The following is a 13,303-nucleotide window of genomic DNA, read 5'->3' on the forward strand; positions in this document are numbered from 1 at the left end:
GGGTACCCGTGAACGTTCACCGGGCCGCGCGCCGTTCATCGGCGCCGGTCGGGTCCGTGCCGCCGCTCGCCGTACCGGCGCCTTGGGGTATCGCGTGTGTGGCGGGGGAGGGTGTTGCGCGCCGTGCGCTGGTGCCGTGCCGGTCGGGTCCGTGCTGCTGCTCGCCGTACCGGCGCCTTGGGGTGTCGCGTGTGTGGCGGGGCGGGGCGGGTTGCGTGCCGTGGGTCGGTGCCGGTCGGGTCTGTGCCGCTGCTCGCCGTATCGGCGCCCTGGGGTGTCGTGTGTGCGGCGGGGGCGGGCGTTGCGCGCCGTGCGCTGGCGGCGGGCGGGGGCGTGTGGGTGCTCGTCGTGTCGGCGTCCTGGGGTGCCGTGGGGGTGGGGCGGTTCGGGGTGCGGGGTGGGGCCGCTCTTCTCGGTTGTTTGGGTTTCTCCGACCGCTCCGGGCCCGGTGCCCGGATCGGTCACCTGTTCTCCGGTCGTCCTGGATCTGTTCCAACCATGGGGGTTGACACCTTGCCCGGACTGAGTGTGATCATTCCGATCTACGACGTGGAGCCGTACCTGGAGGCGTGTCTGGAGTCGCTCGCCTGCCAGACCTGGCGGGACATCGAGGTCGTCATGGTCGACGACGGCTCCCCAGACAGCAGCGCCGAGATCGCCGAGGAGTTCGCCGGGCAGGACGGGCGGTTCCGCCTTGTCAGGCAGGCGAACGCCGGGCCCGGCGCGGCGCGCAACGCCGGTGTGCGGGCCGCCTCGGGAGACTTCTTCGCCTTCGTCGACAGCGACGACATGCTGCCGCCGTACGCGCTGGAGACCATGATGGCCACCGCCGCGGAGACCGGGTCCGACCTCGTCACGGGGAACGTGCACCGGTTCAACGGACGCGGCGCGTGGCAGTCGAACATGCACCGGGACGTTTTCAGCGAGAGCGTCCCGCGGACCCACGTCACCCGCAGGGAGAGCCTGCTGAGGGACCGGCTGGTCACCAACAAGCTGTGGCGGCGGTCGTTCTGGGAGAGGCACCGGTTCCACTTCCCCGAGGGGGTCATCTACGAGGACACCGCCGTCGCGCTGCCCGCCCACTTCCTCGCCACGGCCGTCGACGTGCTCGCCCGCCCGATATACCTGTGGCGGGAGCGCCACGGCGACTCCCCGTCGATCACCCAGGACCGCACGCACGTCAAGGGCATCGAGGACCGCTTCGCCTCGGTCGCCTCGGTGCGGCGCTTCCTGCTCGGCGGCGGCCGTGCCGCGCACCTGTCCGCGTGGGACCTGACCGTTCTCGACGGCGACCTGCCGGTCTTCTTCCCGGCGCTGGAGAATACGGACGAGGTGTTCCGGGAGCGCTTCCTCGACCTCGCCGGCGAGTATCTCGACGTCGTCGATCCCCGGGTGTTCACCCGGCTTCCCGCGCCGAAGCGGGTCAAATGGCAGCTGGTGCGGGAGCGGCGCATGTCCGAGCTGCTGGAGTTCCTGGAGTGGGAGCGGACGGTCGCGCCGGACGCCCGGGCCGTCAGGCGCCTGTACCGCTATCACCTGGCGGCCCCGATGCCGCTGCGGCCCACGGTCACCCGGCTACGTCACGAACTGGAGCCGCGGCAGCGGATCGACGACGTCCGCTGGGAGGGCGGCAGGCTCCGGATCGAGGGCAGGGTGACGCTGAGATACCTCAGGCCCGACGACCGCATGCGGCAGCACGTGTTCGCCTGGTTCGTGCGGGAGGACACCGGGCGCGGGATCCGGGTCCCCGTCACCGTCTTCAAGGCCCCCTCGCTGGTCAACCGTGACGTCGAGGACTGGTGCGGTTTCCGGATCTCCATCGACGGCGACAGGCTGGGAGACGGCGGGACGGCCTGGTACGTGGACCTGTGGATCGTGCACCGGGGCATGCTCAGGCGCGAACGGCTCAGGAGGCCGGACACGCCCCGGGGCGGGCCGCTGGAGTGCCACGAGCCACGGCCCGGCGTGCGGCTCTGGCCCCACTGGACGGAGTCGGGGGAGTTCCGCGTCCGCGTCGACCGGGAACACCTGCGTGTCACGGAGTGCACGCCGGACGGTGATCGGCTGCTGCTGTCGGGGCGCGTCCTGGAGGACCTCGGGCGGGACCCCGTCCTGGTCGTGTCGCGTTCCGAGGGCGGGTTCCCCCACAGGCATCCGATCAGCGTGTCGGGCGAGACCTTCCGGGTCGAGGTCGGCCTCGACCGGTTGCTGGCCTCCAGGCTGCCCGTACTGCCCGCGTCGAGCCCGGAGGCCGGGATCCTCGACACGACGACCGAATGGCGGTTCGAGGTCGAGGGCGCGGGCCCCGTGACGGCGGGGGCGGAGTGCCGTCACGTCCACGCCGGCCGGGACCTGACCGTGGGCGCCTCCGCCGCCGGCGCGCTGGTGCTGTGGGAGCACGCCTCCGCCTTCCACGTCGAGAGCGCCGAGTGGACCCCGGACGGCGACCTGGAGCTGGCCGGGACCGCCGTGGGGCAGGGGCCGGCACACCTGGTGGTGACCTCCCACAGCCGCTCCGACGAGTACCCGTTCCCGCTGTGCCTGTCCGGCGGCCGTTTCACGGTCACGGTGACGGCACGCGAGGTCGTCTCCCTGGCGGGACGGCTGCCCCTGCCCTCGGGCACGTACGGCTTGGCCGTACGGTCCGAGGGGCGCGGGCGGCGGGTGCTGTCCGCTCTGGAGACGCCGGTGCGGCACGACTCCCCGCACCGCGTGCTCGCCTTCGAGACCGATCCGGACGGTGTTCCCGTGCTTTCGGTCGGCGGTGACCTGCGGGGTGAGGCGAAGGACCCCAAGGCACGGCGGATGCTGCGCGAGCGGCTCTACCCCCGGCTGCGGGAGGAGGAACCACTCCGCGAGGCCGTCTTCTTCGACGGGCGTGGCGGCAGGCAGTTCTCCGGCGACCTGAGAGCGATCTACGAGGAGCTGCGCCGCAGGGGGACCGCGCTGGAGTTCCTGTGGGCCGTACGGGAGGGCCAGGTGGCGTTGCCCGAGGGGGTCGTGCCCGTCCCGATGGCCGGGCGGGAGCACGTCGAGGCCCTGGCGACCTGTAGATACGTCGTCACCGGCACGTATCTGCCGAAGTGGTTCCGGCGCAGGGAGGACCAGGTGGTCGTGCAGACCTGGCCGGGGGCGACCCCCAAGCGCGTCGGCTTCGACATCGACAGGGGGCCGCTCGCCGAGCCGGTCCATCGGGAACGGCTGGCCAGGGAGGTCGGCCAGTGGAGTCACCTGGTCTCGGCGGGACCGTGGTGCACGCGGACCCTGCGCGCCGCCTTCCGGGCCGACGGGACCGACGGGACCGACGGGACCGATGGGGGCGGTGAGAGCGACGAGAGCGGCGAGAACGCGTGGGTCGGCGGGATCGTGCGGACCGGCGGGACCGGTGGGAGCAGTGAAAACGAGGGAGACGAGAGAGACGCGGGAGACGAGGAGGCGGGCACCGAGTTCGAGGGGTTCCGGGGGGAGGTGCTGGAGACGGGCAGCCCCCGTGACGACCTCCTCGTCCGTCCCCGGCCGACGGCGGCGATCCGGGAGAGCATCGGCCTGCCGGAGGACAGGAAGGTCGTCCTGTACGCCCCGACCTGGCGCGACGACAGATACCACGGCAAGGGCCGCTCCAGGTTCGACCTGCACCTGGACCTGCACAGGATGTGGAGCGGTCTCGGTGAGGACCACGTGGTCATGGTGCGCAGGCACCCGAACACCTTCGACCGGGTTCCCCGGGTCGGCACGGACTTCGTCTTCGACGTCTCGGCCTATCCCGACGTCCGTGACCTCTACCTGGTCGCGGACGTGCTCGTCACCGACTACTCCTCGGCGATGTTCGACTTCGCGGTGACCGGGCGGCCGATCCTCCTGTACGTCTACGACCTGGAGCAGTACCGGGACGAGGTGCGCGGCTTCTCCTTCGACCTGGAGACGCGGGCGCCCGGCCCGCTGCTGCGCACGGCGGGCGAGCTGATCGAGGCGATCCGCGACCTCGACCGGGTGGCCGCGGACCACGCCGCCCGCTACCGCGACTTCGTGGCGGAGTTCCGCCCGCCCGCGGACGGCGGGGCCGCCGCGAGGGTCGTCGACCGGGTGTTCGGCGAGTGGCCGGGGAACGGGGTCGCCATTCCCCGGCAGTCGCGCAAGGCCATCCACGACCGCCTGCCGTGACCGGGGTGCACGGGCACCAAGCGGTGTGGGCGCTAAGCGGCGTGGGCCAGCCGCTTCGCGGCGCGCGGGAAGAGGTCCGCCGCGCGCCGCCTGACCCCTTCGGCCTCCTCGGCGGTCAGGGCACCGCACTGAGCCAGACCGCGAAGGTTCGCGTCGGCGGACGCCTCGGTCGTGCAGGGGGCGCCCCAGTCGCTGCCGTAGACGATGTGGCCGGCGCCGACGGTGGCCACCGCCGGAAGCAGCGACTGCGCGGCGGCGGTCGCCGCCGTGTCGACATAGAGCCTTGAGACCTGCTCGTCGATCTCGTTCGCCGTTATCCCCTGCGGCACCCAGGCCTCGTCTCCGAGTAGACGGAGCCGTCCGGTCAGCGCGGGGAAGGCGCCTCCGCAGTGGGCGATGACGAAGGTGATGTTCGGGTACCGCGTGAACGTCCTGCGGAACAGCATGTCGAAGACGGTCCGGGCGGTCTCGAAGGCCACCTCGTACAGCGGCGCCGGGTGGTCCAGGACAGGGGGGCGGCGTGCGTCCGGGTGGACGAACACCACGGCTCCCCAGTCGTCGAGTTGCGCCCACAACGGCGCGAGCGAGTCGTCGCCCAGGTGGACACCGTTGTAGTCGGCCGTGACCGCGAATCCGTCGGCGTCGAGGCACTCGTGTGCCCGCCTCGCCTCCCGCAGGGCGGCCGACGGATCATCGGTGGGCAGCGCCGCCAGGAGACCGAACCTCGACGGATGGTCCGCCACGAGTTTCGCGCCGTAGTCGTTCGAGGCGCGAACGGCGGGCACCGTGCCCGGGATGTTGCTCAGCAGCTGCATGGCGGTTCCCGAGGAGTCCATGTAGGCCAGCGTCCGCTCCAGGGACCATTCGTAGGGTTCCGGGAAGTAGATCCCCCTGCCGAGCATGGCCTGCCATGCCCGGACTCGCTCGTCCCGCGTGCTCGGCGGGGAGAAGTGCGCGTGGATGTCGATGCATCCGTCGGCGCGGGTGGCCGTCGGGTGCCGCGCGGTGACCATCTGCGTTCTCGCCTTTCCATGCTGTCGTCGGTACTGCTGCGCCGTCGTCGGTACCGCCGCCGGTCGCGGCGGAGATTCGCCCGGTTTTCGAGCTTCCGGAGCGGACTACGCGCGCCGCGGCCGCCCGCCGGTGAACAGCGCGAGGCCCTCCTCGATCTCCGAGAGCGGGCTCCGCTCCAGGCTCGGCGCCAGCAGCGCCCGCGCCTCGGCCGGCGAGATCAGCGCCGACGGATCCACCTCGTCCACGCGCCAGCTGCCGCTGTCGTCGTAGATGTACTCGCCCGCGAGCCGCCCGTCGCGGTAGGGCCAGCTCGCCGCGAAGTTGTGCGAGACCTGGTAGACGCCGCGGGGATCGACGTCCTCACCGGCGAGCGCCGGGTCCGTACCGCGGACCACCTGGGCGAAGACGGCCTCGATGAAGATGCCGTGGTCCGAGACGGCCACGTGCTCCTCCAGCGCGCCGAACACGTTGGCCCCCGCGGAGACGATGTGCGAGTAGAAGTCACGTACCTCGTCCATGCCGTCGCACACCGTGGTCCGGCCCCGCTCGGTGATCCGGTAGACCGGGTGGTCCACCATCATGGTGGGCGTGAGGATGTCCTCCCAGAAGCCCGACACCTCCAGCAGCGCGTGCCGGCGGTAGTTCTTCAGCATGTGCCGATGCGCCGGGTTCTCGACGACCGCGAGTGCGGCGTCGACACCTTCGGTGATGTCACGGACGTCGAAGACCTTCATCGTTCTCTCCTTTTCCACTGTCAACTTCCACTGTCGACCGCATGAGTGCCGGCCGGGGCCGGCACGGGTGAGGGGGCCGTCTGCTCCCCGAGGTAGGCGCTGGTCAGTTCGTCGACCTTGGGCCGCATCTCGTCCGCGGTTCCCGAGGCCGCCATCGTCCCGCCGGCCATGACGTAGACGCGGTCGACCCACCGCAGCGCCACATGTACGTGCTGTTCGACGATGAGGACCCCGCATTCCCGCTCTGCCGCGATGCGGCGGAGCACCGGGAAGAAGGCGTTGACGACCAGCGGCGCGAGCCCCAGGCTCATCTCGTCCACGATCAGCAGGCTCGGATCGCGGCACAGGGCCCGCGCGAGCGCGAGCATCTGCTGTTCCCCGCCGGAGAGCGCGGCGACCCTGCGGCCGCCGAGCTCCCTCAGCGCGGGGAAGTACTCCAGCACCCACTCCGGTGACCTTCGCGTACCGCCGGCGAGCCTGATGGTCTCGTCCACGGTCAGGGACGGGAACAGCGACCGGTCCTCGGGGACGTGCTGTATGCCCGCCCGTGCGCGTCGCGCGGGCGCCAGCCCGGAGATCGACGCGCCCGCCAGCCGGATCTCGCCCGAGTACGTGCTCACCAGGCCGGAGATCGCCAGGAGCGTCGTGGTCTTTCCCGCGCCGTTGGCGCCGAGCAGGGCCACCAGTTCGCCCCGCTCCACCGAGAGACCGACGTCCCGCACGACGGGTACGGCCGCGTATCCGGCCGTCAGGCGCTCCACTTCCAGCAGGCTCACCGCGCCTCCTCGGCCGCCAGGCTCTCCCGGAGCCGTCCGTCGTCTCGTGTTCCCGGGTCGTCGGTGCCCAGATAGGCCGCGATGACCCGGGGGTCGTTCCGTACCTGCCGGGGTGCGCCGTCGGCGATGACCGCGCCGAAGTCGAGGACGTACACCCGGTCGCAGATCCCGAGGACGAGCGGCATGTCGTGATCGACGAGGACGACCGACGTGCCCGAGGCGACGACGTCGCGCAGGATCCCGCCCAGCAGGTCGCGTTCGCGTCCGTCCAGCCCGGCCGCGGGTTCGTCCATCAGCAGCAGCTTCGGGTCGCCGGCCAGCGCGCGGGCGACGCCGACCAGGACACGCTGTCCGTGCGACAGTTCGCCGGGCATCCGGCCGGCCAGCCGGTCCATTCCCAGGCGTGCGAGGACATCGTGTTCCGCTCGCCCGCCGCCCCGATGGGGAACGACGGTGCCGGAGGCTGCCGGACGGCGCCGAAGCGCCATCCGCACGTTCTCGGAGACGGTCAGGTCCTCGAAGAGTTGCAGTGTCTGCCAGGTCCGGGCCACCCCCATGCGAGCCCGTTCCGCCGGTCGGCGGCGCCGGATGTCCCGTCCGTCGAACGTGAGGGCACCACTCGTGAGCGGGGCGAATCCGGTGATCGCGTCAAGCAGCGTGCTCTTCCCGGCACCGTTCGGGCCGATCACTCCGACCAGTTCCGCGGGCATGATCTCGATGTCGACCTCTCGCAGCGCACGCACGCCGCCGTAGTTCAGGCAGAGCGCCTCGGCGTGGAGGAGCGGGCCGCCCATCACGATTCCCCCATCGCCGGTTCGCCGCGCCGCAGCTGTCTCCGGCACGTCTCGCGCAGGGCGCGCGCCGCGTCGGCGACGCTCACGGCGACGCCGTCCGGCGATCCGATCACGGTCAGGATCACGGCCAGTCCCGCGAACAGGGGCTGGTAGTCCGGGCCTATCCCGAACCACGTCGTCACGGCGTGGAACAGGAGACCCTGCGACACCAGCAGGCCGCCGACGAGCGCGCCGCCGACCGTTCCGACCCCTCCCAGTACGGCGATGCCGAAGAACGCGATGGAGGTCAGCGGTCCGAAACGGTCCGCGCTGACGCCGGTGAAGTTGTAGCCGTACAGCACACCGGCGACGCCCGCGAGAAGGCCGCCGATCGCGAAGGCGGCGGTCTTGACGGCGCCCACGTTCACACCGGCCGCCGCGGCGGCGGCCTCGCTGGAGCGTACGGCCAGCATGCGCGCCCCGAGGGCCGACCGCCGGATCCCCACCACCAGCAGCGCGCATCCCAGCAGCAGGGCGAAGACGACGAGGCCGAATCCGCTGCTGGGCGACTCCGTCCCCCAGAACGAGTGGGACGGGGAGATCTCCATGCCGAAGATCGTGATCGGCGTGACGTTCGCGGGCCGCAGCCCGCTTCCCCATTGCGGGTTGCCGAACCAGAACCGCTGGGCGGCCACGCCGCCGGCCAGTGTCAGGATCGCCAGCTGGAGCCCGCGCACCCGGCGCGCCGGTACCGAGAACAGCAGGCTCGTCGCCACCGCCGCCGCGACGCCGGCGATCGGGGGCAGCGGGAACGGAAGGTTCGCGTCGCCTCCGACCGCGGCGGTCACGTATCCGGCGGCCCCCGCCACGGCCATCTGGGCGAAGGAGATCTGGCCCACGAAGCCCGTCGTGACGACGACCGACAGGCAGAGCACGGCCCCGAGCATCGTGTTGATCAACGCCTGGCGCCAGTCGAACGGAAGCCCGGCCAGTGCCGCGACGACGACCACGGTGCCCGCGGCGGCGGCGGGCCCGACGTGCCGGGGCCGGGGCGCGCGGGGCATCGGGGGCGCGACCGCCGTCAGCCTGTCCGGCAGCGCGCGTCCCCTGAGGTAGAGCACGACGGCGAGCACGAGGAAGGGCACCAGCTCGGTCACGCCCGGCAGCGGCGCGCCGTCGATCTTGGGAAACCACGGCTGTCCCTGGAAGAGGGCGATCAGCGAGTTCACCGTCCCGAGCCCGAACGCCGCGGCGACGGTCACGCCGAACGAAGAGAACCCGCCGAGCAGGGCGGCGGTCAGCACCGGGACGACCAGGAGCGTGAAGGCCACCGGCTGCAGCTGCGTCGTGGGCGCCGCGAGCATGCCGAACAGTCCTCCGAGCACGCTCGCGATCACCCAGTTGGCGGCCTCCAGGCGAGTGGTGGACAGTCCCATGAGCACCGCGCCCTTCCCGCTGTCCGCGACCGCCCGGGTCGCGATTCCGAACCGGGTGTAGCGGTAGAGGGCCCAGAGCAGGGCCGTCACCACGACCACGAGACCGGCCAGGAACAGGCGGTCCTCCGGGATCGAGACACCGAGCAGGGCGACCGGTTCCTGCGGCAGGACGGCCGGGGCGGCGACCGGATCGGCTCCCCAGTGCAGGACGATCACCGCCTGCACCGTCAGCAGGACACCCGACGACGCGACGATCTTGGCGAGCGGTCCCGCCTTCGCCAGCGGCCGGTAGATCAGCAGGTACTGCAGCGCGCCGAGACCGGCCGCCATGACCAGGCAGATCGCCAGGGCGGGCAGGGCACCGAGCGGCTGGTGGTCGGCCGTCAGCGGGATCGGCGGCGGCAGCACCAGGGTCCCGGTCGTGCGCAGTTCGGAGTAGGTGTAGGCGGAGTAGGCCGCGGTGGCGCCCGCGGCGATGTTGATGACGCCCGACGAGCGGTACGTCACCACCATGCCGGTGGCGAGCCCGGCGATGAGCGTGCCGTACCCGAGCCCGAGCATCACGAAGGCGAGGATCTGTTCGGCGCTCATTCGCGGATCCCTGGGGTGGCGCCGGCCGGTGGAAGGCGTCGCGGTGTCATTGCGTGATGCCGATGCTCTCGGCGTTCACTTCGATGGAGCGTTCCCAACGGCCGTCGCCCAGATACGCGGTCAGGAAGACGGTGGTCGAGCAGAGCGACGGAAGGCCCTTGTCGGCGAGGAAGCCGCAGGTGACGCGGTCCGGCCCGAGGAACAGCGGGCCGCGGAACCCCTTCCACCACTCGGAGACCGCCGCGGGCGTGGGGGTGGCGCCCAGCTGGTTGAGCATCTTCGTGTTCAGGATGATCGAGTCCCAGGCGTAGGGGGCGAGCCCGCCGACCTTCGCCCGCGGGGCGTAGGCGTCCATGACGCTTCGGTAGATCGCGGCCTGCTGGTCCGTCTGGGGTGACAGCACGTTGCGGGACTGTCCCACGTAGGTCCACTTCGGCAGGTCGCCGCCGTTGGCCTGGCGCACGGAGTCGTCGGTGCAGAAGTCGAGCGCGATGACCGGTGCCCTGACGCCGAGCTGCTGTACGGCGCGCGCGGTGGGGACGCAGCTGGGCGTGTTCGCGATCCGCACCACCGCGTCCGCGTCGAGCGCTCCCGCCGAGACGAGCGCGGAGGCGACGTCGGCGGAGCCGGTCTGGGTGGCGACCTGTTTGAACGAGACTCCGAGGTGGTCGAACGCGGCCGCGACCGACTTGGCGCCGAAGGCGGAGCCGGGGTCGTCGCCGTCGTAGACCACGGCGACACGCTTGGCCTTGAGGACGTCGGCGACGTACTTCGCGATACCGCCCTGGATTCCGTACGAGCCGGGCCAGGGCTGGTACACCCCCTGGGCGGCGACGTCCGTCGGGGAGGCCGGGGTCTGCCCGACGACCGCCTTCCGATCGCGCAGGGTGTCGTAGATGGACGCGGTCCCGACGGTCAGCAGGCTGAGCTGGACGACCCGCACCCGTTCGTCGCCGGCCATCTTCTGCGCGCAGTTCAGCGCCTCCTCCTGCGCGGAGACGACCACGCAGGGGACGAGCGCGAGCGGGCGGCCTTGGACGCCTCCCAGCTTGTCGTTCACGAACTTGACGGCCGCCTCCGCCGCGACCTGCGCCTCGGGGAAACTCGGGATGCCGCCCTGCTGGGTGACGAAGCCGACGTACACCGGTGGCTTGCCGGTGTCCGCGCTGCCCGGCGTGCCGCCGACGTAGGGGCTCAGGGTGCTCTGCGCGACGTCCAGGCCCGGCAGTCCGGCCGCGTTCGCCGACGCCGTGCTCGACGGCGCAGCGCTCCCGCCCGCACCCGTCCGTCCGTCCGTTTCCTGGCTGGAGCAGCCGGTGAGTCCCAGGAGGACTCCGGCGCCCGCCGCCACGACCGCATGCCAGGTGCGCCTGCGGCCACGCGTGTCATCGGTCATTCGGCGGCGCTCCTCGTGTCGTGGTCGTTCGACGTGAATCCGATTTCGGGGTCGTGACCGTAGATCCATCCGTTGTGCGTCAACGGGTCCTCCTTCGCGAACAACTCGTCCCTGGCCTGCTGCGCCGGTCCGTCGGGCAGGTGGTTGGTCTCGGCCCTGCCTCGGCTCGCCTGCTGCACCCGGGTGGCCCGTGGGCGGCGGATCCTCTCGTAGCGTTCGAGGGCGGCCGGCGGGTCAGCCGGCTGGTCGGCGAGGCAGCGGGCGAGCACCGCGGCGTCTTCGAGCGCCTGGGCGGCCCCCTGGGCGTAGAACGGGAACATGGGGTGCGCCGCGTCGCCGATCAGCGCGATCGGGCCGTTGGTCCAGCGAGGCAGCGGATCACGGTCCAGGAGTGCCCACTGGCCGGTGCGGTCCGCCGCCGCGAGCAGCGAGGTCAGCTCGGGCGCCCATCCGCCGAACTCCGCTCGCAGGTCCTCGATCCGGCCCTCGGCCGACCAGGACTCGGTGGTCCAGTCGTGCGCCGGTCCGAAGGCGACGATGTTGACCAGCGTGCCTCCGGAGATCGGGTAGTGCACGAGGTGACGGCCGGGCCCCAGCCAGAGTGTCTGCACGGGACGCAGCGCGAACGCGGGGGCTCGGTGCGCCGGCACCAGGCAGCGGTAGGCGCACATCCCCGAGAACCGCGGCGCCCCGGTCTGCCCCACGAACCGCCCGACGGTGGTGTGCACCCCGTCGGCGCCGATGACGACGTCGGCCGTCGTCCGCGATCCGTCGGCGAAGGTGATCTCGACGCCTCGGGGGAGCCGCTCCAGTCCGACGACACGGCTGTTCAGCCGCAGCGCCGACTCGGGACCCGCCGCCCGGACCACGTCGAGGAGATCGGCGCGATGGGTGACGTAGCACTGCTCGCCGTAGCGGCGCTCGCATTCGTCGCCGAGCCGCTGGGAGAACAGCACCCGTCCGTCGGCCCAGCGCCGGAACTCCCAGCCGACCCGCAACGCCACCGCGCGTTCCCGCAGCCGCTCGAACTGGCCGAGGCGGCGCAGCAGCCGTACGGCGTTGGGCGACACGACAAGTCCCGCACCCACCTCGGCCAGCTCTCTGGCCTGCTCGTACACGGTCACGTCGATTCCGGCGCGGTGGAGGAACGCGGCGGCGGCGAGGCCACCGATCCCCCCGCCGACCACGGCCACCCGTGGGCCCGGCGAGGGCGGTCTGTCGCTGATGCCCATTCGCATACTCCTGTCAGTCTTGGGGGGAACCGGCGACGCCGCCGACACGAGCGGCAAGGGCGTTCCGGGGTGCGAGCGCGAAGATCTCAGCGGTGCGGCGGCGGCGGGTGTGCGGCGGCCGGACCGTGGACGCGCTTGGTGGGCTGTGCCCCATACAATCCACGGCGGGTGCGCCGCGCCGCAGCACGATGTCCGTTGAACGGACCCCTTCCTGGTCCGCGCCGCTCGGCGGACGGCACAATGACAGCGGCGTCACCGCTATCGCGAGTAGGTAATCGACATGCCCAACAGCACCGAACGCGGCCGTACGGTCACATCCCGAGCGCTCGCGGTCCTGGGCTCGTTCACGCCGGCACAGCCGGAGCTGACGCTCGCCCAGATCTGCCGGATCACGGGCCTGCGCCACGCCACCGCGCACCGGCTGGTCCGCGAGCTGGTCGGCTGGGGGGCGCTGGAACGCGTTCCGTGCGGTGCGTACGTGATCGGCCTGCGGCTGTGGGAGCTCGGCACGCTCAATCCACGCGGGCTGCCGCTGCGCGTCCGGGCGATGCCCTTCATGGAGGACCTCCACGCCGCCACACGGCAGCACGTGCAGCTCGCCGTCCTCGACGGCGGCGAGGCCCTCGTCGTCGAGAGGTTCTCCGCGGTCGACGCGGTGCCCGTCCGGTCCCAGGTGGGCGGGCGGCTGCCCCTGCACGCCTCCGCCGTGGGCCAGGTCCTTCTGGCGCACGCCGACGAGGAGCTGTTCGCCGAGGTGGTCCGGGACGGCCTGGCCCGTTTCACCGCGGCGACCGTCACCGACGAGGCCGGACTGCGCGCGGCGCTGGCCGAATGCCGGCGGACGGGTGTCGCCGTCGTGCGGGAGGAGGTGAGCGTGGGCGCCTATTCGGTGGCGGCGCCGATCACCGACGCGAAGGGGCGCGTGGTCGCCGCTCTCTCCGTGGTGGGACCCGACCCGGCGGTCCACCGGCTGGTGCCGGCCGTCGTGATGGCCGGCCGCGGCATCTCCCGCGGCCTGGCCACGACGCCGGGCCCGGCCGGCGGGGACGACGCCGATCTCCTCTGGGGGCGGCCGTCGGCCCGCGAACCGGTCCGGGCGGGCGGTGGATGAGCCACGGAGCCGGTCGCCGGCGGTCCCGGGAACCGGTCACTTTCTCGGAATCCGGTCACTGTCCCGGGAACCGGTGACC

9 protein-coding genes are annotated in these 13,303 nt (G+C 72.1%); 2 read left to right on the forward strand and 7 right to left on the reverse strand.

From position 1 onward, the window contains the following. Positions 1-498: 498 nt before the first annotated feature. Positions 499-4,161 (forward strand): CDP-glycerol glycerophosphotransferase family protein, encoded by a 3,663-nt coding sequence (locus AB0N02_RS03470; RefSeq protein WP_363942143.1) that lies wholly within the window; start codon positions 499-501, stop codon positions 4,159-4,161. A 32-nt stretch (positions 4,162-4,193) separates the two neighbouring features. Here AB0N02_RS03470 and AB0N02_RS03475 read toward each other — a convergent pair whose 3' ends face one another. The 7 genes from AB0N02_RS03475 to AB0N02_RS03505 all read right to left on the reverse strand — a co-directional run bounded on the left by AB0N02_RS03475 (position 4,194) and on the right by AB0N02_RS03505 (position 12,113). Then, positions 4,194-5,174: an amidohydrolase family protein gene (locus tag AB0N02_RS03475; RefSeq protein ID WP_363942145.1), complete on the reverse strand. Its 981-nt coding sequence runs from the start codon at positions 5,172-5,174 to the stop codon at positions 4,194-4,196. Between the two features lie 105 nt (positions 5,175-5,279). Then, entirely contained in the window at positions 5,280-5,909 is a 630-nt protein-coding gene (locus AB0N02_RS03480; protein WP_363942147.1) for a hypothetical protein, read from the reverse strand. Between the two features lie 20 nt (positions 5,910-5,929). Continuing rightward, complete coding sequence (locus AB0N02_RS03485) at positions 5,930-6,685, reverse strand: ABC transporter ATP-binding protein (RefSeq protein ID WP_363942149.1); 756 nt, start codon at positions 6,683-6,685, stop codon at positions 5,930-5,932. After that, entirely contained in the window at positions 6,682-7,479 is a 798-nt protein-coding gene (locus AB0N02_RS03490; protein WP_363942151.1) for an ABC transporter ATP-binding protein, read from the reverse strand. The genes AB0N02_RS03485 and AB0N02_RS03490 overlap by 4 nt, the downstream gene beginning before the upstream one ends. Beyond that, positions 7,479-9,485 carry an ABC transporter permease gene (locus AB0N02_RS03495; RefSeq protein ID WP_363942153.1) on the reverse strand — a complete coding sequence of 669 codons (2,007 nt, stop codon included), beginning with the start codon at positions 9,483-9,485 and terminating at the stop codon, positions 7,479-7,481. Before AB0N02_RS03495 ends, AB0N02_RS03490 begins: the two co-directional genes overlap by 1 nt. 46 nt (positions 9,486-9,531) lie before the next feature. Beyond that, positions 9,532-10,881, reverse strand: coding sequence for an ABC transporter substrate-binding protein (locus AB0N02_RS03500; protein ID WP_363942156.1), 1,350 nt, complete (start codon positions 10,879-10,881; stop codon positions 9,532-9,534). Then, complete coding sequence (locus AB0N02_RS03505; protein ID WP_363942158.1) at positions 10,878-12,113, reverse strand: FAD-dependent monooxygenase; 1,236 nt, start codon at positions 12,111-12,113, stop codon at positions 10,878-10,880. Before AB0N02_RS03505 ends, AB0N02_RS03500 begins: the two co-directional genes overlap by 4 nt. A 280-nt stretch (positions 12,114-12,393) precedes the next feature. On the opposite strand from AB0N02_RS03505, the gene AB0N02_RS03510 reads away from it, so the two are divergent. Then, positions 12,394-13,224, forward strand: coding sequence for an IclR family transcriptional regulator (locus AB0N02_RS03510; protein ID WP_363942161.1), 831 nt, complete (start codon positions 12,394-12,396; stop codon positions 13,222-13,224). The last annotated feature ends 79 nt before the right edge of the window (positions 13,225-13,303 follow it).

This window comes from Streptosporangium sp. NPDC051022 (genome assembly GCF_040683035.1).
In the GTDB taxonomy this organism is placed as follows: domain Bacteria; phylum Actinomycetota; class Actinomycetes; order Streptosporangiales; family Streptosporangiaceae; genus Streptosporangium.

Coding starts and splice junctions, on each gene's coding strand:
- AB0N02_RS03495 (WP_363942153.1), bottom strand. CDS start 9,485: ATGAGCGCCGAACAGATCCTCGCCTTCGTGATGCTCGGGCTCGGGTAC.
- AB0N02_RS03470 (WP_363942143.1), top strand. CDS start 499: ATGGGGGTTGACACCTTGCCCGGACTGAGTGTGATCATTCCGATCTAC.
- AB0N02_RS03480 (WP_363942147.1), bottom strand. CDS start 5,909: ATGAAGGTCTTCGACGTCCGTGACATCACCGAAGGTGTCGACGCCGCA.
- AB0N02_RS03475 (WP_363942145.1), bottom strand. CDS start 5,174: ATGGTCACCGCGCGGCACCCGACGGCCACCCGCGCCGACGGATGCATC.
- AB0N02_RS03500 (WP_363942156.1), bottom strand. CDS start 10,881: ATGACCGATGACACGCGTGGCCGCAGGCGCACCTGGCATGCGGTCGTG.
- AB0N02_RS03490 (WP_363942151.1), bottom strand. CDS start 7,479: ATGGGCGGCCCGCTCCTCCACGCCGAGGCGCTCTGCCTGAACTACGGC.
- AB0N02_RS03505 (WP_363942158.1), bottom strand. CDS start 12,113: ATGGGCATCAGCGACAGACCGCCCTCGCCGGGCCCACGGGTGGCCGTG.
- AB0N02_RS03510 (WP_363942161.1), top strand. CDS start 12,394: ATGCCCAACAGCACCGAACGCGGCCGTACGGTCACATCCCGAGCGCTC.